Source organism: Methylobacterium oxalidis, assembly GCF_007992195.1.
GTDB classification, from domain to species: Bacteria; Pseudomonadota; Alphaproteobacteria; order Rhizobiales; family Beijerinckiaceae; genus Methylobacterium; species Methylobacterium oxalidis.
The window spans coordinates 46,141-68,068 of the sequence record NZ_BJZU01000005.1; the positions used below are offsets into that span (position 1 = coordinate 46,141).

Annotated in this window: 21 protein-coding genes and 1 tRNA gene; 12 read left to right on the forward strand and 10 right to left on the reverse strand. The window is 72.9% G+C overall.

Annotation, left to right across the window (positions count from 1 at the left end; genetic code table 11):
- Positions 1–91: 91 nt before the first annotated feature.
- The 4 genes from MOX02_RS02975 to MOX02_RS02990 all read left to right on the forward strand — a co-directional run bounded on the left by MOX02_RS02975 (position 92) and on the right by MOX02_RS02990 (position 4,175).
- Positions 92–769 carry an HdeD family acid-resistance protein gene (locus tag MOX02_RS02975; RefSeq protein ID WP_147024242.1) on the forward strand — a complete coding sequence of 226 codons (678 nt, stop codon included), beginning with the start codon at positions 92–94 and terminating at the stop codon, positions 767–769.
- 92 nt (positions 770–861) lie between these two features.
- Positions 862–1,146, forward strand: coding sequence for a hypothetical protein (locus MOX02_RS02980; protein WP_147024243.1), 285 nt, complete (start codon positions 862–864; stop codon positions 1,144–1,146).
- Positions 1,143–1,610 carry a PIN domain-containing protein gene (locus tag MOX02_RS02985; protein WP_147024244.1) on the forward strand — a complete coding sequence of 156 codons (468 nt, stop codon included), beginning with the start codon at positions 1,143–1,145 and terminating at the stop codon, positions 1,608–1,610. Before MOX02_RS02980 ends, MOX02_RS02985 begins: the two co-directional genes overlap by 4 nt.
- Positions 1,611–1,718: 108 nt before the next feature.
- Positions 1,719–4,175, forward strand: coding sequence for a PBP1A family penicillin-binding protein (locus tag MOX02_RS02990; RefSeq protein ID WP_147024245.1), 2,457 nt, complete (start codon positions 1,719–1,721; stop codon positions 4,173–4,175).
- A 9-nt stretch (positions 4,176–4,184) separates the two neighbouring features.
- Here the strand turns inward: MOX02_RS02990 and MOX02_RS02995 are convergent, their stop codons facing one another.
- Entirely contained in the window at positions 4,185–5,873 is a 1,689-nt protein-coding gene (locus MOX02_RS02995) for a methyl-accepting chemotaxis protein (RefSeq protein WP_147024246.1), read from the reverse strand.
- Between the two features lie 226 nt (positions 5,874–6,099).
- The gene (locus MOX02_RS03000) at positions 6,100–7,593 is read right to left on the reverse strand and encodes an AMP nucleosidase (RefSeq protein WP_147024247.1); all 1,494 of its coding nucleotides are present in this window, start codon (positions 7,591–7,593) and stop codon (positions 6,100–6,102) included.
- Between the two features lie 210 nt (positions 7,594–7,803).
- Here MOX02_RS03000 and tsaA point away from each other — a divergent pair, with 210 nt between their 5' ends.
- Together tsaA and MOX02_RS03010 are read left to right on the forward strand one after the other, a co-directional pair.
- Entirely contained in the window at positions 7,804–8,331 is a 528-nt protein-coding gene (gene tsaA / locus MOX02_RS03005) for a tRNA (N6-threonylcarbamoyladenosine(37)-N6)-methyltransferase TrmO (protein WP_373866710.1), read from the forward strand.
- Positions 8,332–8,511: 180 nt separating this feature from the next.
- A complete protein-coding gene (locus tag MOX02_RS03010; protein ID WP_170267632.1) occupies positions 8,512–9,099 on the forward strand; it encodes a MarR family winged helix-turn-helix transcriptional regulator in 588 nt (195 codons plus the stop codon).
- Here the strand turns inward: MOX02_RS03010 and MOX02_RS03015 are convergent.
- Genes MOX02_RS03015 through MOX02_RS03025 form a run of 3 tightly spaced genes read right to left on the reverse strand, consistent with a single transcriptional unit; the run spans position 9,068 to position 14,543 of the window.
- On the reverse strand, positions 9,068–12,160 hold the full coding sequence (locus MOX02_RS03015; RefSeq protein ID WP_147024249.1) for an efflux RND transporter permease subunit: 3,093 nt from the start codon (positions 12,158–12,160) through the stop codon (positions 9,068–9,070). The two genes, MOX02_RS03010 and MOX02_RS03015, sit on opposite strands and share 32 nt — an antisense overlap.
- Positions 12,160–13,434 (reverse strand): efflux RND transporter periplasmic adaptor subunit, encoded by a 1,275-nt coding sequence (locus MOX02_RS03020; RefSeq protein ID WP_147024250.1) that lies wholly within the window; start codon positions 13,432–13,434, stop codon positions 12,160–12,162. The genes MOX02_RS03015 and MOX02_RS03020 overlap by 1 nt, the downstream gene beginning before the upstream one ends.
- Positions 13,431–14,543, reverse strand: a complete 1,113-nt coding sequence (locus MOX02_RS03025) for an efflux RND transporter periplasmic adaptor subunit (RefSeq protein ID WP_147024251.1) — start codon at positions 14,541–14,543, stop codon at positions 13,431–13,433. The genes MOX02_RS03020 and MOX02_RS03025 overlap by 4 nt, the downstream gene beginning before the upstream one ends.
- Before the next feature lie 85 nt (positions 14,544–14,628).
- Here MOX02_RS03025 and MOX02_RS03030 point away from each other — a divergent pair, with 85 nt between their 5' ends.
- Positions 14,629–15,207 (forward strand): TetR/AcrR family transcriptional regulator, encoded by a 579-nt coding sequence (locus tag MOX02_RS03030; protein ID WP_147024252.1) that lies wholly within the window; start codon positions 14,629–14,631, stop codon positions 15,205–15,207.
- A gap of 21 nt (positions 15,208–15,228) precedes the next feature.
- On the opposite strand, the gene MOX02_RS03035 is transcribed toward MOX02_RS03030, so the two are convergent.
- Both MOX02_RS03035 and MOX02_RS03040 read right to left on the reverse strand, forming a co-directional pair.
- Positions 15,229–15,681: an OsmC family protein gene (locus MOX02_RS03035; RefSeq protein WP_147024253.1), complete on the reverse strand. Its 453-nt coding sequence runs from the start codon at positions 15,679–15,681 to the stop codon at positions 15,229–15,231.
- 37 nt (positions 15,682–15,718) lie between these two features.
- A complete protein-coding gene (locus tag MOX02_RS03040; protein WP_147024254.1) occupies positions 15,719–16,066 on the reverse strand; it encodes an antibiotic biosynthesis monooxygenase family protein in 348 nt (115 codons plus the stop codon).
- Positions 16,067–16,196: 130 nt separating this feature from the next.
- Between MOX02_RS03040 and MOX02_RS03045 the strand changes: the two genes are divergently transcribed.
- Positions 16,197–16,874 carry an ArsR/SmtB family transcription factor gene (locus tag MOX02_RS03045; protein WP_147024255.1) on the forward strand — a complete coding sequence of 226 codons (678 nt, stop codon included), beginning with the start codon at positions 16,197–16,199 and terminating at the stop codon, positions 16,872–16,874.
- Between the two features lie 26 nt (positions 16,875–16,900).
- Here MOX02_RS03045 and MOX02_RS03050 read toward each other — a convergent pair whose 3' ends face one another.
- The gene (locus MOX02_RS03050; RefSeq protein WP_147024256.1) at positions 16,901–17,803 is read right to left on the reverse strand and encodes a histone deacetylase family protein; all 903 of its coding nucleotides are present in this window, start codon (positions 17,801–17,803) and stop codon (positions 16,901–16,903) included.
- Positions 17,804–17,964: 161 nt separating this feature from the next.
- Here MOX02_RS03050 and MOX02_RS03055 point away from each other — a divergent pair, with 161 nt between their 5' ends.
- Both MOX02_RS03055 and MOX02_RS03060 read left to right on the forward strand, forming a co-directional pair.
- Entirely contained in the window at positions 17,965–19,125 is a 1,161-nt protein-coding gene (locus MOX02_RS03055) for a ceramide glucosyltransferase (RefSeq protein WP_147024257.1), read from the forward strand.
- 86 nt (positions 19,126–19,211) lie between these two features.
- Positions 19,212–19,904 (forward strand): type 1 glutamine amidotransferase, encoded by a 693-nt coding sequence (locus MOX02_RS03060; protein ID WP_147024258.1) that lies wholly within the window; start codon positions 19,212–19,214, stop codon positions 19,902–19,904.
- 7 nt (positions 19,905–19,911) lie between these two features.
- On the opposite strand, the gene MOX02_RS03065 is transcribed toward MOX02_RS03060, so the two are convergent.
- Positions 19,912–19,996: transfer RNA gene (locus MOX02_RS03065), tRNA-Leu, on the reverse strand.
- Positions 19,997–20,129: 133 nt separating this feature from the next.
- Between MOX02_RS03065 and MOX02_RS03070 the strand changes: the two genes are divergently transcribed.
- Positions 20,130–20,711: a YqaA family protein gene (locus MOX02_RS03070; RefSeq protein WP_147024259.1), complete on the forward strand. Its 582-nt coding sequence runs from the start codon at positions 20,130–20,132 to the stop codon at positions 20,709–20,711.
- Positions 20,711–21,256, forward strand: coding sequence for a disulfide bond formation protein B (locus MOX02_RS03075; protein ID WP_147024260.1), 546 nt, complete (start codon positions 20,711–20,713; stop codon positions 21,254–21,256). Before MOX02_RS03070 ends, MOX02_RS03075 begins: the two co-directional genes overlap by 1 nt.
- Positions 21,257–21,446: 190 nt before the next feature.
- Here the strand turns inward: MOX02_RS03075 and MOX02_RS03080 are convergent, their stop codons facing one another.
- The gene (locus MOX02_RS03080) at positions 21,447–21,920 is read right to left on the reverse strand and encodes a DUF1178 family protein (RefSeq protein ID WP_147024261.1); all 474 of its coding nucleotides are present in this window, start codon (positions 21,918–21,920) and stop codon (positions 21,447–21,449) included.
- Between the last annotated feature and the right edge of the window lie 8 nt (positions 21,921–21,928).

Below are 21,928 nucleotides of genomic sequence, written 5' to 3' on the forward strand. Positions count from 1 at the left end.
AGCCGGCGGGAACACCGGATCAGGCGGCGCGTTCGACGGCCGAGGTTCCGCAGCGCGGCAAACGTCCCGCTACCTCTGAGGAGCTTTCGCCATGACAGCCGGCACCCCGATCGACCCTCCCCGTCCGGCCGGCCCGCCACCGCAGGCGGCCACCGGAATTCCGGGCCTGCCGCTCGACGGCATCGCCCGGCTCGATGCGATGAGCACGGTCCTGGCCCGCAACTGGTGGCTGGTGGCTCTGCGCGGCCTCTGCGCGATCCTGTTCGGCGTGATCTGCCTCGTGGCGCCGCTCCCCACGATCCTCACCTTCGTGATCTTCTTCGCGGCCTACATGCTGGTGGACGGCGTGGTCGGCATCGTCTCCGCGGTGCGGGCGGCGCAGCGGCACGAGCGCTGGGGCATGCTGCTGCTTGGGGGGCTCCTCGACATCGTCGTCGGCGTCGTCGCCTTCCTGATGCCGGCGGCCGCTGTCTGGGCCTTCATCTACCTCGTCGCGCTCTGGGCGCTGATCGCCGGCGGCCTGATGGTGGCGGCCGCGTTCAAGCTCCACCTGAACTACGGGCGCTGGTGGCTCGTCCTCGGCGGCGCGATCTCGATCCTGTTCGGCATCGCCCTCCTCATCAACCCGGGCATGTCGGCGGTGGTGCTGACGTGGTGGATGGGCGGCTACGCGGTCGCCTTCGGCATCATGCTCCTGATCCTCGCCTTCCGCCTGCGCGGCCGGCACGAGGAGGCGGGCCGGCCGATGCCGGCGCCGCGAGTGGGCTGAAAAGGGGCTCTTGCGCCTCTCGGCGCGACCGAGCAGCGTGCTAGGCTGATCGGCGGCCGCGGACGGACGCCGATTCTGACCGGAGACGAAACGTGGACGTCAAGGAAGCCGTCGCGAAAGCCAGGGAATACCTGTCCCTGGTCTTCTCGGACGAGCCGATCTCCGAGATCAGGCTGGAGGAGGTCGAATTCGACAGGGTCGACGAGGCCTGGCTCATCACCTTCGGCCTCGTGCGCCCGAACGTGGCGGGGAAGGTGGGCCAGATCGCGGCCCTCACGGCCGGCGCGCCCTACAAGCGCAGCTACAAGATCGTCCGGGTGCCGAATTCCGGTGACGGTGTGCCCTCGATCAAGATCCGCGAATTTGCCGAGGAATGAGCCCGCGCATCATCCTCGACACCCAGCTCATCGTCCTGCTGGCGGTCGGCGTGACCTCGGCCGACATCATCCCCAAGCACAAAAATCTCACCGAGTTCACCTGCGAGGACTTCGAACTGCTCCTCCTGCTGCTCGGCCCCGATCCTGACCTCCTGCTCCTGCCCAACACCGTCTCCGAGGCCGCGAACCTCCTGCGGCACCATCGCGAGCCCGAACGAGGCCGCATCATGGAGAAGTTCCGCGAGATCGTTGGCCGGAACCCGGAACGCTACATCCACAGCCGGCTGGTGACGCAACAGCCGGAATACCTTCGGCTCGGCGTGACAGATGCGGCGATCCTCGGGATCTTCTCGCCGGGCGAGGAGATCCTGACAGCCGACGCCGCCCTCTACATCGCGGCGATGCGGCGCGGTCTCAGCGCGACGAATTTCCATCACAAGCGCGAGGAGTTCGGCATCGTCTGAGATGCCGCGGTCTCGCCGCCGCCGGGACAGGCGTTCGCGCGTAGCCTCGGGCGAAGGATCCGGTCTACAAGGTCGCCGCGGCCCTGGTCTGGCCGCTTCCGGAGCACGATGGGCCCGACGGATCACGATCGCGCGCGGGGCGGAGAGGCCCCCCCTGACACCCGCGCCGCCGCCCGCGAGGCCGCCGCGGCGGCGCGCGTCCTCGGGCGCCAGCTCGGCATCCTGGCGGCGGGCGCGGCCCGCGGCGCCGGGGCGCGGACCCGGGCCGCTGCGGCCGGCACTGGCCCGCTCCTGCGCGGCCTGTCGGCGCGCCTGCGCCGCCCGGGGCCCGGCCGCGCCGTCCCCCCGGACGCCGGGGACGCGGCCGCGCCGGTCCAAGCCCGCGGCTGGCGGGCAAGGCTCGCGCGCCGGCCGGTCCTCGCGGCGGCGGCGCTCCTCGTCGCCCTGCCGCTCGTCGGCCTCCTGTTCCTCGTCGTCACGAGCTTCCTCACCCTGCCCCCGCTCGGCGGCGCGGCCCTCGACCCGGGCCAGCGGGCGCTCACCGTCGAGGCCGACGACGGGCGCGTCTTCGCGACCCGCGGGGCCTTCCGCGGGCAGAAGCTGACCGCCGCCGACCTCCCGCCCCACCTCGCCCAGGCGATCATCGCCATCGAGGACCGGCGCTTCTACGGCCACTGGGGCGTCGACCTGCGCGGCCTCCTGCGGGCGGCCTGGCGCAACGCGCTCGGCGGCGGCGTGCGCGAGGGCGGCTCGACCATCACGCAGCAATACGTCCGTCTGACCTCGCTCAACCAGGAGAAGACGCTGCGCCGCAAGATCCAGGAGGCGTTCCTGGCTCTGCGCGTCGAGAGCGAGATGTCGAAGGACGAGATCCTGCTCGGCTATCTCAACACCGCCTATTTCGGGGCCGGCGCCTACGGCATCGACGCGGCGGCGCGGCGCTATTTCGGCAAGCCCGCCAAGGCGCTCACCCTGCCCGAGGCGGCGATGCTGGCCGGCCTCGTGCGGGCGCCCTCGCAGCTCGCGCCCACCCGCAATTTCGGCGGCGCCAAGGAGCGGGCGGACGTGGTGCTCCAGACCATGGTCGAGACCGGCGCCATCACCGCCGAGGCGGCCGACAAGGCGCGCGCCCAGACGATCACGCTGCGCACGCCCCCCGAGACGCCGCCCGGCACCAACTACTTCCTCGACATGGTGGCGGGCGACGTGAAGCGCCTCGCCGACACGCCGGGCGACGTGACCGTGCGCACCACCCTCAACCTCGACCTGCAGAGCCTCGCCGAGGGCGTCGTGGCCCGCCGCCTCGACGCGGAGGGTGCGAAGAAGAAGGCCGGCCAGGCGGCTCTGGTGGCCCTCTCGAAGGACGGGGCGATCCTCGCCATGGTCGGCGGCCGCGACTACGAGGACAGCCAGTTCAACCGCGCCACCCAGGCGAAGCGCCAGGCGGGCTCGCTGTTCAAGCTGTTCGTCTATCTCACCGCCTACGAGAAGGGCTTCTCGCCCGAGAGCGTCCTCGTCGACCGCCCGGTGCAGATCGGCGACTGGGAGCCGCAGAACGCCAACAACCGCTTCCGCGGCGCGGTGCCGCTCTCGACCGCCTTCGCCCTCTCGATCAACACGATCGCGGCGCAGCTCGCCGACGAGGTCGGCGTGCCGGCGGTGATCGACACGGCCCGCCGCCTCGGCGTCGCCTCGGACCTGCCGAACGTGCCGAGCCTCGCCCTCGGCTCGGCGGAGGTGACGCTCCTGGAGATGACCCGCGCCTACGCGGGCGTGCTCGCCGACCGGATGCCGCTCGAGGCCTACGGCGTCCACGCGATCCGCGGGGGCGCGCCGCAGCCGCTCTACGTCCACCCCGACCCGAAGGCCGCGCCGGGCCTGCCCCGCGACACCCGCGCGATGATGCTCGACTCGCTCCAGGCGGTCGTGGACGGGGGCACCGGCAAGGCGGCCCGCGTCGCGGGGATGCCGGTCGGCGGCAAGACCGGCACGACGCAGGAGTACCGCGACGCGTGGTTCGTCGGGGTCACGCCCGACATGGTCGTCGGCGTCTGGGTCGGCAACGACGACAACGCCGCGATGAACCGGGTCAGCGGCGGCGACATGCCGGCCGCGATCTTCCGCGACTTCGTGCAGCGCGCCTCCGCGCAGATGGCCAAGGGCCGCGCCAAGCGGCCCTCCGCGGCGCGGGCAGAGCCCGCCCCCGCGGCCCCCGCTCCGGCCGCGCCGGGAGCGGAACTGCGCGGCGTGCCGGAAGTGATCGACACCGGCACCCTCGCCTTCCGGGGCCGCGTGGTGCGCCTCCTCGGCGTCGAGGGCGAGGGCGGGGCGCTGGCCCGCCAGCTCGCCCGCTACCTGCGCCGGCGGGAGGTGATCTGCACGCCCGGCTCCGAGGCGCCGGCCGGCTCCGCCGCCCTCCGTTGCCGGATCGACGGGGACGACCTCGCGTCCCTGATCCTGGCGGCCGGCGGCGCCCGCGCCAGCGAGGACGCGCCGGCGGACCTCCTCTCCGCCGAGGAGCAGGCCCGCTCGGAGCGGGCCGGCCTCTGGCGGCGCGAGCGCTGAGCGCGAGGCTCAGGCCGCCCGGACCTCGCCGAGGAAGCGCCTGACCTCGGCGCCGAGGTGCTCGGCCTGGGCGCTGAGGCCGGAGGCCGAGGTCAGCACGCGGCCGGCCGCCGCCCCGGTCTCGCCCGCCGCGCCCGCCACGCGGCTCACCGTTCGGGTCACCTCGCCGGTGCCGCCGGCCGCCTGACCGACGTTGCGCACGATCTCCTGCGTGGCCGAGCCCTGCTCCTCCACCGCCGCCGCGATGGTGCCGGTCGCCCGGTTCATCTCGCCGACCCGGCCCGCGATCCCCCGGATCGCCGACACCGCCTGGCCGGTCGCGCCCTGGATCTCGCCGATCTGGCGGGAGATCTCCTCGGTGGCCTTGGCCGTCTGGGCGGCGAGTTCCTTCACCTCGGTCGCGACGACCGCGAAGCCGCGGCCGGCATCGCCCGCGCGGGCCGCCTCGATGGTGGCGTTGAGGGCGAGCAGGTTCGTCTGACCGGCGATCGTCGAGATCATCGCCACCACATCGCCGATCCGGGTCGCGCCGGCACTCAGCGCCTCGACGAGGTCGGCCGTGGTCGCGGCCTCCTCCGCGGCGGCGGCGGCGAGGCTCGCCGAGCCCTGCACCTGACGGCCGATCTCGTTGACCGACGAGCCGAGTTCCTCGGCCGCCGCGGCGACCATGGAGACGTTGGCCGAGGCCTGCTCGGCCGCCGCCGCCGCGCTGGCCGACTGCTCGGCGGTGGCGGCCGCATTGCCGCTCATGGCTTGGGCGGTGCCCTGGAGGTCGCCCGCCGCCGTCGAGACCGCCTCGACGATGCCGCCGATCGCCCGCTCGAAACCGTCCGCGAGGTCGCGCATCGCCGCCTTGCGCTGCGCCTCGGCGCCGGCGCGCGCGAGCGCCGTCTCCTCCTCCAGGGCCCGCGCCCGGATCAGTCCGTCCTTGAACACCTGCACCGCGTCGGCCATGGCGCCGACCTCGTCCCGGCGGCCGACGCCCGGCACCGCCGCGGCGAGGTCCCCGGCCGCGAGGCGGCCCATCGCGGCGTTCATGCCGCGGATCGGGCGGCTGATGCCGAGATGCAGCAGCACGAGCGAGCCGGCGGCGGCGGCGAGCATCACGACGATCCCGATCGCGGTGGCGAGCCGCGAGGAGGCGCCGGCCGCGGCGGCCGCCGCGTCGCGCACCCCGAGCAGGGATTGCTCTTCCGCCATCGCCTGCCCGGCCGTGCTGCGAAGGGCGTCCATGGCCGCCTTGCCGCCGCCGGCGGCCTCCATCCGCCGCGCGTCCTCCCGGGTCTCGGGCGCGCGCATCAGGGCGATCTCGGGCTCGGCGATCGTCTCGCGCCAGCGCCGGCCCAGCGTCTCCATCTCCGCGATGCGGGCCTGCTGCCCCGCGTTGTCGATGGTGAGGCGGCGCGCCGTCGCGAGCGCCTCGGCGAAGGTGGTCGCTCCCTTCCGGTAGGGGGCGAGAAAGGCTTCGTCCCCGGCGATCAGGAATCCGCGCAGCCCGGTCTCCTGGTCCACCATCGACTTGACGGCGTCGTCCACCGCTCGGATCACGGTGTGGGTGTGTGCGGTCCAGCGGGCGGTCTCCTCGATCGACGAGAGGTTGCGCAGGGACACCGCGCAGATCGTGAGACCGACCAGGATCAGGCTGGCGAGCGTCGCCCCGATCTTGCTGGCTATGGACAGGTTGGCGAGCTTGGGCATCGGAGTTCCGCCTCATGCAAATGAGCCGCGGCGCGGGCCGCGACTCGACGAATCTGACGGAATCCTGATCTGAAGTGATCAAAGAGAGATTAATGCAGTCTAGATAGCCGGTTTTTGCTCAGTAATATTACACAATACTCAGATATGGGCGATTTTTGTCAAAAACCTGCTCGGCCAGCGGCCGGCGAAGGTCTTTCGCCTCGAGGTCGGCATCTTTGGGTTGCGCTCAGCGGAACGGCGGCTCGTCGAAGCTGCGGAGCTTGCGCGAGTGCAGGCCCTGGCGGTCGGCGCGGAGCGCGTCGAGGGCGGCGAGGCCGATCAAAAGGTGCTCAGCCACCGCGCGCTCGTAGAAGGCGTTGGCGGAGCCGGGCAGCTTGATCTCGCCGTGGAGCGGCTTGTCCGAGACGCAGAGCAGCGTGCCGTAAGGGACCCGCAGCCGGTATCCCTGGGCGGCGATGGTGCCGCTCTCCATGTCGACGCCGATGGCCCGCGACAGATTGATGCGCCGCCGCTCCTGCGAGAAGCGCAGTTCCCAGTTGCGGTCGTCATAGGTGACGACGGTGCCGGTGCGCAGGCGGCTCTTGAGCGCCTCGGCCTGCTCGCCGGTCACCTGGGCGGCCGCGGCCTGGAGCGCGAGCTGCACCTCGGCGAGGGCCGGCACCGGCACGTCCGTCGGCACCAGCTCGTCGAGGATGCGGTCGCGCCGAAGGTAGCCGTGGGCGAGGACGTAGTCGCCGATCCGCTGCGACTGGCGCAGGCCCCCACAATGGCCGACCATCAGCCAGCAATGCGGGCGCAGCACCGCGAGATGGTCGGTGATGGTCTTCGCGTTCGAGGGGCCGACGCCGATGTTGACGAGGGTGGTCCCCTCCAGCGTTCCGTCCGGCCGGCGCGCCACGAGGTGGTAGGCGGGCATCTGGAAGCGGTGCCAGGGCGAGGCGGCGATCAGGGCCGCCGGGTCGGCGCCCGCCGCCTCGGCGCGGCCGACCGCGATGCCGCCGGGCAGGATCATCTGCTCCAGCCCCGCCTCGCCCGCCGCGAGGCGCTCCAGGCCGTGACGCACGAAGCGGTCGACGTAGCGGTGGTAGTTGGTGAGCAGGATCCAGGGCTGGACGTGGCGCCAGTCGCAGCCCGTGTAGTGGACGAGCCGGCGCAGGGAGTAGTCGACCCGGATCGCGTCGAAGAGCGCGAGCGGGCGCGGCGCGCCGGGCGCCTGCTGCCAGGTCCCGTCCGCGATCTCGTCCCCGACGACGGAGAGAAGCGGCACGGGGAAGTAGGTGGCGAGCTCGGCCGGGCCGATCCCGCCGCGGGTCAGGTCGGCGCCGGGCTCCAGCACGTAGGGGTACGGGATCTCCTGCGCGCTGAGGCCGACCTCGAGGCTCACGCCGTAATCCGCCACCAGCGGCTCGAGCTGCGCCTCGAGATAGGACCGGAAATGGTCGGGCTGCGTCACGGTGGTGGCGTAGGTGCCGGGAACCTGAAGCTTCGCGGTCGCCCGGCTGATCCGCGGCACCGGCCCCCGAGGCAGGTAGGTGACGCGCAGTTCCGGGTAGCGGAAGCGCAGCCGCTCGGCGGCGTCCGGCGGCGGGCCGCCGTCGAGGAAGCGGTCGAGGGCCGCGCGCAGGGCGTCCGTCGCCCCGGCGTGCAGCGCCGCCAGCCGGTCGACCGCCGCGGCGGGGTCGGCCACCGATTCCATCGGGCGCAACTCGTCGTCGATCACGCAGCGGCCTCCGCGTCCGGCTTCGATAATCCCCTCCCGGCTCTACACCGCCCGGCGGCCCGACGCGACGCCCCCGCGGGAGCCCCCACGGGAGCGCCCACGGGAGCGGAGGCTTGCGCGGCGGCCCGTCCTGCCCGAAACCGGGGTCCCGGCCACGCGACGTCGCGGCCGAGGGGCGGCCGAAGGGCGGCCAAGCGGCAGCGAAAGGGCATGATGGACGGCGAGCGCGGCGCGGCGGAGGGCACGGAAGACGGGTTCGAGCGCCGACCCGGCGAGGAGACCGTCACGCTCCCGGCTGCCTTCGACGCCGGCCTCTACTTCATCGGCCGCATCGGCACGCCCTGGACGCGGCGCGCGGACTGCCCGAAGAACGGCCGGCAGACGGAGGCCGTCTGCACGGTGCGGGTGGACCCGGCCTACGTGCCGGCCCTCCAGAACATCGAGGGCGCGACCCACCTGATCCTGCTCTACTGGATGGACCGGGCGGCGCGGAACCTCGTGCGCCAGCGGCCCCGCCACGCGGACGGCAGCCGAGGCACCTTCTCGCTGCGCTCGCCGGCCCGGCCGAACCCGGTCGCCCTCTCGGTGGTGGAGCTGATCCGGCGCGACGGCGACACCCTTCAGGTGCGCGGCCTCGACTGCCTCGACGGGACGCCGCTCCTCGACATCAAGCCCTACTACGCGAGCACCGATTCGCGCCCGGAAGCCCGCGTGGAGCGGGCGGGAACCTCGGGCTGAGGCGCCGGCGCCGATCCGGCTGCCGCATTTTGACACTTTTTGCGGGACGCGCGGCGTGTGCCCTGAAAGTCGCAGATTTATGAACAAAATTTGCTCTAGTATGTTCTGACCAAGGCGTGTCCGACGCAGCGGGCGTGCGGCCGCGAAGGGCGAGTTTCATCGATGGGTCGAGCGACGAAAGTGGCGCGCGGGACCGAGGCCCGCGCGGCGAGGCCCGACGCGATCGACCCGGACGTGTACGTGCCGGCCCTGCTGACGACCCTCTCCAACAACCTGACCCGCAGCGCCTCGACCTTCTACCGGCGCAATTTCGGCATCGGCATCACCGACTGGCGGATCATGTACCGCCTTGCCGGCGAGCCCTGGGTCACGGCCCACCACATCTGCAGCGCGGCCCAGCTCGACAAGGGCGTGGTCAGCCGCAGCCTGGCCTGGATGGAGAAGCGCGGCCTCGTGCTGGTGAAGGGCGACGAGACCGACGCCCGGCGCCGGCTGGTGGCCCTCTCGCCCGCCGGCCACGAGCTGCACGAGCGGATCACCGTGGTGGCTCTGGAGCGCGAGCGGAACTTCCTCGCCGCCCTGAGCCACGAGGAAACCGAGGCCGCGGTCCGCCTGCTGCGCAAGCTCATCGGCAACCTGCGGGCCTTCCAGAAGCCGGTGGCGATCCCGCCCCCCAGGAGCGCGTCGCCGGAGAGCGCGACCGTGGTGCCGGAGGCCATCCCGGCCGCGGGCGCCGTCAGGCCGCGGGCGCGGGTGGCGGCCCCCTGAGCGCCGGAGCCTTGATCCGGTACCAGCCGACGTAGAGGGCCGGCAGGAAGAACAGGGTCAGGAAGGTCGCGGCGATGATGCCGCCGATCATGGCGTAGGCCATCGGACCCCAGAACACCTCGCGGGCGATCGGGACCATGCCGAGGCTCGCCGCGGCCGCCGTCAGCAGGATCGGCCGCATGCGGTGGCGCGTCGCCTCCACCACCGCGTCCCAGGGGCCGAGCCCCTCCGCCTCGCACTCCTCGATCTGGCTGACCAGGATGACGGCGTTGCGGATGATGATGCCGATCAGGGCCAGGATGCCGAGGATCGCCACGAAGCCCATCGGCTTGCCCGAGGTGAGCAGCGCGGCCACGACCCCGATCAGGCCGAGCGGCGCGACGCTGGCCACGAGGAACAGCTTCTGCACGCTCTGGAGCTGGATCATCAGCAGCACCGCCATCGTGAGCAGCATGATCGGCACCACCGCGGCGATCGGGCCCTGGCCCTTGGCCGCCTCCTCGACCGCGCCGCCGGTGGCGAGCGTGTAGCCCTCGGGCAGCGCCCTGGCGAAGGCGTCGATCTCGGCCTGCAGGGCTGCCACCACGGTCGGCGGCTGCGTCGCGTCGATGATCGGCGCCTTGACGGTGAGGGTCGGCACCCGGTCGCGCCGCCAGACGATCGGCTGCTCGAGGTCGTAGTCGATCTTCGCGAAGGCCAGCAGCGGCACCACGGCCCCGTTCGAGAGCGTGACCTGCAGGCTCTGGAGTGTGTCGAGCGAGGTCCGCTCGATGGTGCGGGCGCGGCCGACCACGTTCACGAGATAGATCGAGTCGCGCACCTGCGTGATCGCCGAGCCGCCGACGACGCTGTTGAGGATCGAGGCGATGTCCTGGCTCGTCACGCCGAGCTGGCGGGCCTTGTCCTGCAGGATCTCGACCCGCAGCACCTTGCCGGGCTCGTTCCAGTCGAAGGTCGGCACGCCCACATGCGGGTTCTTCGCGACGATGTCGGCGAGCCTGAGCGCCCGCTCGCGCACCACCTGCAGGTCGGGGCCTCCGAGCCGGTACTGGATCGGCCGACCGACCGGCGGGCCCAGCGAGAGCGGGTTCACGAAGACGTCGGTGCCCACGAAGTCGCGCTTGCCCACCGCGTCGAGGCGGGCCGCCACCCGGTCGCGGGCCTCCAGCGACTTCGTCACGATGACGATCTGCCCGAAGAAGGCGTTGGCGAGCTGCTGGTCGAGGGGCAGGTAGAAGCGGACCGCCCCCTGGCCGACGTAGGAGGACCAGCGCTCGATCTCGGGGTCGCCCTTCAGCGCCTCCTCGAACCGGTCCATCTGCGCCCTGGTCTCGGTGATGGTCGCGTTCTGCGGCAGCGTCATGTCGACGAGGAGTTCGGCCCGGTCGGAGGCCGGGAAGAACTGCTGCTGCACCCTGGTCATGCCGAACATCGCCGCGCCCATCATGGCGACGCAGACGAGCACCGTGGTCCAGCGGAAGCGCATCGCGACCCGCAGCACCCTGAGGAACAGGCGGGTGAGGCGTCCGCCCTCGTGCGCGTGGGCCTTCATGGTCCTGGGCAGGAGCGCCACCCCGATCAAGGGCGCGAACAGCACCGCCACCACCCAGGAGACGAGGAGCGAGGCGGCGATCACCACGAACAGCGAGTAGGTGTACTCGCCGGCCGCCGAGCCGTTGAATCCGATCGGCAGGAAGCCCGCCACCGTCACGAGGGTGCCGGTCAGCATCGGGAAGGCGGTGGAGGTGTAGGCGAAGGTCGCGGCCTTCTTCAGCGAGTCGCCGAGCTCGAGGCGCGCCACCATCATCTCGACGGTGATCATGGCGTCGTCGACGAGGAGGCCGAGCGCGATGATGAGCGCGCCGAGCGAGATGCGCTGGAGCGTCACGCCCATGATCTGCATGATCACGAACACGATCGCCAGCACCAGGGGGATCGAGATCGCGACGACGAGGCCGGCCCGCAGCCCGAGGCTGATGAAGCTGACGACGAGCACGATGACGACGGCCTCGACGAGGGCCTTGGTGAAGCCGCCCACCGCCTCCTCGACGATCTTGGGCTGGTCGGAGACGAGATGGATGCCGACGCCGATCGGGAGCTTCGCCTCGATCTGGCGCATGCGCGCGCTCAGGTCCTCGCCGAAATGCAGGAGGTTGGCGTTCGGCCGCATGGCGATGGCGAGCCCGATCGCGGGCTTGCCGTCGACGCGGAACATCGCGGCCGGCGGGTCCTCGTAGCCGCGGCTGATCTCGGCGACGTCGGAGAGGCGGAAGAAGCGGTCGTTGAAGCGCAGGTTGATGTCGCGCAGCGATTCCTCGGAGGCGAACTGGCCGCTCACCCGCACCGAGACCCGCTCCGGCCCGGCCTGGACGACGCCGGACGGCGAGATCGCGTTCTGGCTCTGCAGGCTCCTGATCAGGGACTGGATGTCGATGCCGAACCCCGCGAGCTTGCGGGTCGAGAAGTCGAGGTAGATCGTCTCCTTCTGCGTGCCGAGCAGCAGGGTCTTGCCGATGTTGGGGACCTTCAGGATCTCGGTGCGCACGCCCTCGACGTAGTCGCGCAGCTGCCGGTGCGTGAGGCCGTCCGCGGTGAAGCCGTAGACGTTGCCGTAGACGTCGCCGAACTCGTCGTTGAAGAACGGCCCCTGCACCCCTTGCGGGAAGGTGTTCTGGATGTCGTAGAGGCGCTTGCGCACCTGGTAGAAGGCGGGCTGGATCTCGCCGGGCTTCGTCGTGTCGCGCAGGTTCACGAACACCGTCGCCTGGCCCGGCGTGGTGTAGCTCCTCACGTAGTCGAGGGCGTTGATCTGCTGCAGCTCCTTCTCGATCCGGTCGGTGACCTGCTCCAGCGTGTCCTTGATGGTGGCGCCGGGCCAGCTCGCCTGGACGACCATCGTCTTGATCGCGAAGGGCGGGTCCTCCTCGCGGCCGAGGCCCCGGTAGGCGATGGCGCCGGCCACGAGGCACACGGCCATCAGGAACCAGACGAAGGAGCGGTGCCCGAGCGCCCAGTCCGACAGGTTGAAGCCCTGGCTGCGGATCTCGTTCGGTGCGTGCATCAGAGGGGCTCTTCCGAGAGCCGGACGGTCTGGCCGTCCTGCAGGGAGTGGACGCCGGCGACGACGACGCGCTCGCCGGCCTTCAGGCCGCCCGTGACGGAGACGCGCTCGGGCCCGCGCTCGGCGACCGTGACGTCGCGGCGCGCCACGGCGTCCCCGCCCGCGTTGACGATCCAGACCGAGTCGCGCCCGTTCTCGGAGAGGAGCGCGGTGGCCGGCAGGGGGAAGCGCGCCGCGACAGGCCGCGACAGCGAGACCGTGATGGTCGCCCCCAGCCGGAAGGCGGGCGGCGGGTTCTCGAGCGTCATGCGGACGCGGCGGGTGCGGGTGGTCTGGTCGGCGAAGGGCGAGACCTCGCGCACGCGGCCCGCCGCCGTGACCTCGGGCGCGCTCTGGAGCGAGACGGCGAAGCGGCCGTCCTTCGGCATGGCGCCGGCGAGATCCTCGGGGATGTCGACGACGGCCTCGCGCTCCTCGGGGCGGGCCACCGTGACGACCGCCTGGCCCGCGCTCAGCACCTGCCCGACCTCGGCGCTGCGCTGCGTGACCACCCCGTCGAAATCCGCCTTCAGCTCGGTGTAGCCGATCTGGTCCTGAGCCTTCTGCAGGCTCGACTGCGCCTGCGCGAGGCGGGCCTGGGCGGTGTCGCGGTTGGCGACCGCGCCGTCGAGCTGCGCCTGGGTGACGTTGCCGCCCTCCATCAGGCGGCGGGTGCGCGCCTCGGTGGCCGACGCGTTCTCGGCCTGCGCGCGGGCGTCCGCGACGTCGGCCTCCGCGCGCACCAGGGCGAAGCGGGGCACGACGGGGTCGAGGGCGGCGAGGCGCTGGCCCTTCGTGACGATGTCGCCCACCGTGACGTCGCGCGCGACAACCCGGCCGCCGATCTGGAAGCCGAGCTGCGACTGGTAGCGGGGCTCCACCGTGCCGGCGAAGGGCCCGAAGATGACCCGGTCGACGGGCTTGGCGAGGGTGTAGAGCACCGGCCGCACCGGCGGCGCCGCGGCCTTCTCCTGCGCCGGCTGGCAGGCGACGAGGAGGACGGGCAGGAGAAGCGACGAAGCGAGCAGCGGCAGTCGACGAGAGACGGGCAGCAGGGTCGGGCGCGGCGCGCCCAGCTCTCCTGTTCGGGAGAGGTCGAGTCGGCGCCAACCGACCGGGTGAGGGGTGCGCGTTGTCCGGGAAGACCTGAACCCCTCACCCTGTCCCTCTCCCGAACGGGAGAGGGGACCGAAGCCGGATTCGGCCGCCGTCGATCTCGCGGGCACGACGCTCATGGAGCTCTCTCCTCCCCGCTCGCCGCCACCGTCACGGTCTGGCCCGGCCGCAGGAACTGGATGCCGGCGGTGACGACGTGCTCGCCCGGCTCGACGCCGCCGGCGAGCGCGATCGTGTCGGCGCCGTAGCGCTCCACCGTCACCACGCGGGGCGTCACCGTTCCGGTGCCGGGGTCGAGCACCCAGACGGCGGGCTGGCCCTTCCAGCGGTAGAGCGCGGACCAGGGCAGCACGATCGCCTCCTGCGGGCGGAACTTGCCCCGCCCGATCACCACCGCGCCGAGGGTCATCTGCGGCGGCGTCCGGTCGAGCCCGACCTTCACCCGCACCGTCCCGGAGGCCGGGTCGACGCTCGGCGAGATCTCGCGGACGCTGCCCGCCGTGACGATTCCCGGATCGGCCTGGAGCACGACCTCGACGGTCTTGGAGTCCGGCGGCGTGGCGAGGAGCGCCTCGTAGACGTTGAACACCGCGTCCCGCGGGCCGTCCTGGGCGAGGACCAGCACGGACTGGCCCGCCTGCACGACCTGGCCCACCTCGAGCGAGCGGCTGAGCACGATGCCGGAGACGCCCGCCCGCAGCTCCGTGTAGGAGAACTGCTCCTGCGCGGTGCCGAGCGCCGCCTTGGCCGAATCGACGGCCGCCTGGGTCGTGCGCAACTGCTGCTCGGCGTTGTCGTAGGCCGGCCGCGTCGTGTAGCCGCTCGCCAGGAGCGTCTCCTGGCGCTTGAAGCTGAGCTTGGCCTGCGTGAGCTGCGCCTCCGCCGAGGTCAGCGCGGCCCGGGCGTTGTCGAGGTTCGCCCGCTGCTCCTGCGGGTCGAGGCGGGCGAGCACCTGGTCGGCCTCGACGTGATCGCCGACCTCGACGAGGCGCACCCCGACCTTGCCGTTCGTGCGGAACGAGACGTTGGTCTGCGCCTGGGCCTGGACGTCCCCGGTGATGACGATGTCGGTGGCGATCAGCGAGCGGCTCGCCGTGACCGTGCGCACGAAGGTCCGCGCCGCGAGCGGCCTGCCGTCCTCGGCGGCCGCGACGGGGAACGGGACGGACAGCGCCAGAGCCACGAGGGCGGCGCGGAGAAGGGGCGGCGTCGGCTTGCGCACCGGCATGGCGAACACCTCGATTCGGCCTATCGCCGCGCAGCCATATCCGCTAGTTTACCGACCGTCCAGACGGTTTGAGTGAGTCAGGGTCATGGCGAAAGCGCGCAGCCGGCTGGAGAACCGGGCCGAGATCATCCTCGACGCGGCCGAGGCGCTGCTGCGCCGCTCGGGCAGCCGCACCCTGACGATCGACGCGGTTGCGGCGGAGGCCGGCCTCAGCAAGGGCGGGGTGCTGCACCACTACGCCTCCAAGGACGCGCTGGTCACGGCGCTCGCCGCCCGCAAGGTGGAGCGCCTGCGTGCCGGCATCGCCGAGCACGCCGGCGCCCTGGCGTCCTCCCCCGCGCGCATGCCGCTGGCGATGATCGGCCACGCCCGGGAGGTCTACGCCGAGGAGTGCGGCTTTCCCGACTCGCTCCTGATCGCGACGGCCGAGAACGCGGACGCGCAGGCCGGTTTCCGGGCCTTCCTCGCCGAGAGCCTGCGGGATCTCGCCGGGCTGGAGACGCGGCCCGGGGCCGGCGCGGCCTTCCTCTTCGCGATCCTCGGCCTGATGATGAGCCGGTCGCTCGGCTTCCACGATCTCGACGGGGCCGACCTCGACCGCCTGTTCGGGGCGCTGGAGGCGCAGGCGCGGGCGCTGCCGGCCCCGGACGCGCCCGAGAGCTGACGGGCGGCTTTTTCCGAACGCTCAGGCGACGACGACCGCGGTCCGGACCGAGTTCGCGATGAAGCAGGCCTCGTGCGCCTCGTGATGCAGGTGCGCGAGGCGCTCCGCATCGGGCGCCGCCCCCTCCCAGGTGATGCGCGGGCGGAGCGTCACCTGGGTGACCGCTCGCCGGCCGGGGGCGATTTGCTCCAGAATGCCCTCGGCGCGGTCCCGGTAGCTGGCGGCGACGAAGCCCGCGAGCCGCGCCACGTGCAGGAAGCTCAGCATGTGGCAACTGGACAGGGCGGCCGTCAGCATCTCCTCCGGGTCGACCGCCTCGGTCACCGCCCACTTGCCGACGACGTGCGGAGAGGCCGAGCCGGGAAGCGTGATCCCGCCGTCGAAGCCGAGCGCGTGCCCCCGGCTGTAGCGGCCCCGCGCGAAATCCTCGCCCTCCCGCAGGCTCCAGCTCAACTCGGCCGTGAATGTCGCCACGTCGTCTCCTCCTGCCGCAGGTCCGCCGCCGGCGCCGTCAGGCCGCGTGGGCGGCACGGCTGTCGGCGGGCGCCTCCTCGCGCCGGCTCATCCCGTAGTCGCGCGCCACGTGCGCGACCCGCAGGCGGTAGTCGCGGAACACGTCGTGGCGGCCCTTGGCCTGCGTCGAGCGGTGTCGCGGCCGCTCGCGCCAGGCCCGGACGGCCTCCTCGTCGCGGAAGAAGGACAGGGACAGGAGCTTGTCCGGCTCGGCGATGCTGCGGAACCGCTCCACGGAGATGAACCCGTCGACCTCCTGCAGCTCCGCCTTCAGGGCGGCGGCGAGGTCGAGGTAGCGGTCCTCGCAGCCGGGTGCCGGCCAGACCTCGAAGATCACCGCGATCATGCCGGGCCTCCCGGGAGGCGGCGCGGGACGGGGCGGAGGGAGCAGGGTGTCATCGGACCTCCTCGGTCGAGAGAATGAGAACCCATCATAGCCGATGGCGTTCCGAGGATGCTTCGGCTAGCATCGAAGTATGCAGGACGGACCGGTCATCGCGGCGGTCGCCGCGCTCCTCGGCGATCCCGCCCGCGCCAACATGCTGACGGCGCTGATGGACGGGCGCGCCCTCACGGTGAGCGAGCTCGGCGAGGTCGCCGGCGTCGCCCTGCCGACCGCGAGCGGGCACCTCGCGAAGCTCGAGGCGGCGGCGCTCCTCACGGTCGAGCGCCAGGGACGGCACCGGTACTACCGCCTGTCCGGTCCGGACGTGGCGACGGTGCTGGAGGGCCTGATGGGGCTTGCGGAGCGCACCGGGGCCGCCCGCGCCCGGACCGGCCCGCGCGACGCCGCCCTGCGCGAGGCGCGCGTCTGCTACGATCACCTCGCCGGCGAGCGCGGCGTCCTGCTCCTGCGCGGCCTCGTCGCGCGGACCTGGATCGACGAGGCGCGGCCCGGCCTCACCGACGCGGGCCGTGCCGGCCTGACGGGGCTCGGGCTCGACACCGCGGCGCTGGAGCGCGGGCGCAGGCCGGTCTGCCGGTGCTGCCTCGACTGGAGCGAGCGCCGGAGCCATCTCGGAGGCGCGCTCGGCGCGGCCCTGCTCGGGCATGTCCTGGGCTGCGGCTGGGCGGCGCGCGGCCACGGCCGGATCATCGCCTTCACGCCGGACGGTGCGCGCGCCTTCGTGGAGACCTTCGGGCCCGAGGGCTGACGATCTCGGGGCGGATGGGCCGCCCGCTATCCCCCGGCCTCGGCCGCTATCGCCTCGAACACCAGCGCGTGCCGGGCGGCGATCGCGTCGACGTCGTGGCCGTAGCCGCCGCCGATCACCGCCGCCAGCGGGATGCCGCGGGCGCGCGTCTCCCGTACGACGAGGCGGTCGCGGGCGGAAAGGCCCGCATCCGTGAGGGCGAGGCGCCCGAGCCGGTCGTCCCGGTGCGGGTCGACGCCGGCATTGTAGAAGACGAGATCGGGCCGGAGCGCGTCGAGGAGCGGCGGCAGCCGGGCGGCGAGCACCGCGAGGTAGGCGGCGTCGGTCAGGCCGTCCGCGAGGCCGATGTCGAGATCGCCCGGGATCTTGCGGGCCGGGTAGTTCTTCTCGGCGTGGATCGAGAGGGTGAACAGGTCGGGGCAGGCGTAGAGGCAGTCGGCGGTGCCGTCGCCCTGGTGGACGTCGCAATCGACGATCAGCGCCCGGCCGATCGTCCCCTCCCGCTGCAGCACGCGCGCGGCGACCGCCACGTCGTTGAACACGCAGAATCCGGCACCCTGCTCGCGCCGCGCGTGGTGGCTGCCGCCCGCCGCGCTGCCCGCGATCCCGTGCGCGAGGGCGAGGCGCGCCGCCGCGAGCGTGCCCCCGGCCGAGGCGCGGGCGCGGCGGGTCACGCCCGCATCGACCGGCAGGCCGATCGCCCTCTCGATCGCGCGGGGCACGGCGGAGGCGAGCGCCGCCTCGACGTAGGCCCGGTCGTGGACGAGTCCCAGCATCTCGGCCGTCGCCGGTGCCGGCTGCGCGAAGCCCGCGGGCGCGAGGCCGCGCGCGGTAAGGATCTCGGCGAGGCGGCCGTACTTGCCCATCGGGAAGCGGTGCCCCTCGGGCAGGCTCGCCTGATAGGCCGGGTGATAGACGATCGGCGTCACCCGCCCTCCCCTCGGACGCTGCGCGGACGGCCCGAGACCGCTCGGGGCCGCGGCTCTGTCATACGACTGATACGGCGCGGCTGTTAGGGCCCGTGATCGCGATGAGGCCGGCACGGGCGCGCTCCTGCGCCGCAGTCGCGGCCTCGCGGGGAGCGGGACTGATGGAGGGCGCGTTCGCGAGCGGCACCCTGATCGTCCTGGCGCTCTGCGCCGTCGTGACGCTCGTGAACCTCGCGAGCCTCCGGGTCGCCGGGCGCCGGATCGGCGCGGTCCGGCCGGGCTCGACCTTCCCGGCCGGCGCGCCCGTCTCCCTGGTGCGTCCGGTCTGCGGGCTGGAGACCTTCAGCGAGGAGATGCTGACCCGCGGCTTCCGCCTCGACTACCCGGACTACGAGCTGATCTTCTGCGTTGCGGATGCGGGCGACCCGATCCTGCCGCTGCTGCACCGCCTCATCGCCGCGCATCCGGGCGTGCCGGCGCGCATCCTCGTCGGGGACGAGCGGGTGAGCGACAACCCGAAGCTCAACAACTGCGTGCGCGGCTGGGAGGCGGCGCGGCACGCCTGGGTGGTGCTCGCGGATTCCAACGTGCTGATGCCGCCCGACTACCTGCAGCGGCTGCAGGCCGCCTGGCGCACCGATACCGGCCTCGTCTGCTCGACGCCGATCGGCGCGCGCCCCGCCGGGTTCATGGCCGAGGTCGAGTGCGCCTTCCTCAACACGCTCCAGGCCCGCTGGCAGTATGCCGGCGAGGCGCTGGGCCTCGGCTTCGCGCAGGGCAAGAGCATGCTCTGGCACAAGCCCTTCCTGGAGGCCCGCGGCGGCATCCGCGCGCTCGCCGCCGAGATCGCCGAGGACGCCGCCGCCACGAAGCTCGTGCGGGCGGCGGAGCGCCACGTCCACCTCGTGGCCGCGCCCTTCGAGCAGCCTCTGGGCCCGCGCAGCGCCGGCGAGGTGTGGTCGCGGCAACTGCGCTGGGCGCGGCTGCGGCGCGTCACCTTCCCGCTGTTCTTCGCGCCCGAGATCGGCACCGGCGCGCTGCTCCCCCTCGGGCTCGGCGCCGCCATCGTCGAGGGCGCTCCGGCGCTCCTCGCGCTCGCGGCGATGGGCGCGCTCTGGTACGGCGCCGAGTACCGGCTCGCCGCGCGCGCGGGCTGGCACCGCTCGCCGCGCCTCCTCCTCGCCTTCCTGGTGCGGGACGCGATGCTGCCGGCCCTCTGGACCGGCGCCTGGATGCAGAGCGCCATCGTCTGGCGCGGCAACGCCATGGACATCCGCCCGAAGGAGGCGGACCGCCTGCGCCCCCGCATCGGCACCGCGTGAGGGCGGCATCGCGCCCCCTGTCGGGCTCCCGCGCCTTGATCTAGGAGGCGGGCGTTCCCCACGCGCCGATGAAGCCCGCCGCCCCCATGAAGATCGCTGTTCTCGAGACCGGCCGGCCGCCGGCCCGCCTCGGCGGGCGCCATCCCGGCTACGGACTTATGGTCGAGCGCCTCGTCGGGCCGGGCCACGCCTACGAGACCTACCGCGCCGATGCCGGCGCGCTGCCCGCGCTCGGCGCGCATGCGGGCTACCTGATCACCGGCTCGCCCGCGGGCGTCTACGATCCCGACCCCTGGATCGCGGACCTGCTCGCCTTCCTGCGCGGCCTCTCCCCCGACCGGAAGGTGGTCGGGATCTGCTTCGGCCATCAGGTCATGGCGCAGGCCTGGGGCGGGCAGGTCGTGAAGTCGGACCGGGGCTGGGGCCTTGGCCTGCACCGCTACGACGTGGTGCGGCGCGCGCCCTTCATGGACGACGCGGAGGCGATCCGCGTGCCCGTGAGCCACCAGGATCAGGTGGTGGCGCTGCCGCCCGGCGCCGAGATCCTGGCCGCCTCCGCCTTCACGCCGCACGCGGTGCTGCGCTACCGGGACCGCGCCGCCCTCTCCTGCCAGTGCCATCCGGAATTCGAGCCGGACTTCGCCCGCGCCCTCACCGACGGGCACCGGGCGGCGCTGGACGACCCGGCGCTCGTCACGGCCGCGCTCGCCTCCCTCGACGCGCCCCACGACTCGGCGCGCGTCGGCGGCTGGATCCGGCGGTTTCTCGAGGACGCCTGACGGGGCGTGGTGCGGGTAGAGGGAATCGAACCCCCACGCCTTGCGGCTGGCGATTTTGAGTCGCCCGCGTCTACCAGTTCCGCCATACCCGCGACCCGCGCCTCTTCGCACAGGTTCGCCCCGCGGGCCAAGGACTTTCGCGGGCCCGCTGCGGCGCCCCTTCACTGGCCAGGGGCGCCCGGCTGTGCTCAAAGGTCGGCGCCTCTCCCACCGGACAAGGACCCGATGATCCGCGCCCTCTACGAGTGGATACTCGCCCTCGCCGGCAAGCCCTCCGCCCCCTACGCCCTCGGCGCCGTGGCCTTCGCGGAGAGCTCGTTCTTCCCCGTTCCGCCGGACGCGATGCTGGTGCCGATGGCGGTGAGCCGGCCCGACAAGGTGTGGTTCTACGCCCTCGTGGCGACGCTGGCCTCGGTGGCGGGCGGCCTGTTCGGCTACGCGATCGGGGCGCTGCTGTTCGACTCGATCGGCCAGTGGCTGATCCGGCTCTACGGCCTGCAGAACTCGGCCGCGACCTTCCAGGAATCCTACGCCCAGTACGGGCACTGGGTGATCCTGCTCAAGGGCCTGACGCCGATCCCCTACAAGCTCGTGACCATCACCTCGGGCTTCGCCCATTACAGCCTGTTCTGGTTCACGGTGCTGTCGATCGTCACCCGCGGGGCGCGCTTCTTCCTGCTGGCCGGGCTCCTCGGACGCTACGGCGTGCAGATCCGCGGCGTGCTCGACCGGCACCTGAACGTCGTCGCGGCGATCTCGGTGGCGGTGATCGTGCTGGGCTTCGTCCTGTTCAAGCTGGTGCTCTGATGCGCTGGGCCGACCTCGCCCGGCCCCGGGGCGCCGCCTTCCTCGTCGCCCTCGGCGCGGCGCTCACGGTCGGCGGCGCGCTCGTGTTCGAGCACGGGCTCGGCTACGTGCCGTGCAAGCTCTGCCTGACGGAGCGCATCCCCTACTACCTGGCCGTGCCACTCGCCCTGGCCTCCCTCGCCCTGCCGGCGCGTGTGGCGCGGCTCGCGCTCGGGCTCGCGGCCCTCGTTCTCCTCTACGGGGCCGGGCTCGGCGCCTATCACGCGGGTGCCGAGTGGGGCTTCTGGCCGGGTCCCACCGATTGCGGCGGCGGCACGGGCGCGAACCCGGAGGCGGTGGGCGACTTCCTGAATCAGCTCAGGACGACACGGGTGGTCGACTGCTCGACGGCGGCGTGGCGCTTCCTCGGCCTCTCGCTGGCGGGCTGGAACGCGCTGATCGCCTCCGCCCTCGCCGCTCTCGCCGGCAACGCGGCCCTCCACCGCGACGCGCCCCCTCTCCCGAACGGGAGAGGCGGGGCACCGGCTCCGCCTGTGCGGCGCTGAACCGATCGGGCGCGGGTTCCCTCTCCCGTTCGGGAGAGGGATAGGGGTCCAGGTTCTTCCGGAGAAGTCGCTCCCCTCACCCGGTCGGCTTGCGCCGACTCGACCTCTCCCGAACGGGAGAGGTGGGGGCAACCCATTCTGCTCCGACTTCTGCGGATCGGTCGCGGCGTCCGGACACGGCGGCCCGGCCCTAGTTCCGCTCCTCGGGCATCGGCGGCAGGGGCGCCACGTCGATCCCCTCCTCGATGAGGGCGCGGGCCTCGTCGGGGGTCGCCTGGCCGTAGATCGGCCGCTCCTCGACCTCGCCGTAATGGATCTTCCGCGCCTCCTCGGGGAAGCGGGTGCCGACATGCTCGGCCGTCTGCGCCACGTGCTCGCGCACGGCGCGCAGGAGCGCCCTGAGCTTGCGCTCGGGCTCGGCGATCATCGGGACCGGTGCGTCCGCAGAGGGCGCGGGCTCGGCGGCGGGCGGGGCGGCCCGGTCCGGGAGCGACCGGTCCGTGCGCGCGATCCGCGGCGTCATCAGCCCCTTGCCGACCTTGGCCGAGCCGCAGAGCGGGCAGGTCACGAGGCCGCGCGCGCTCTGCTCGTCGAAGGAACCGCTCGACGGGAACCAGCTCTCGAAGGTGTGGTCGGCCTCGCAGACGAGGGTGTAGCGGATCATGGCCTCAG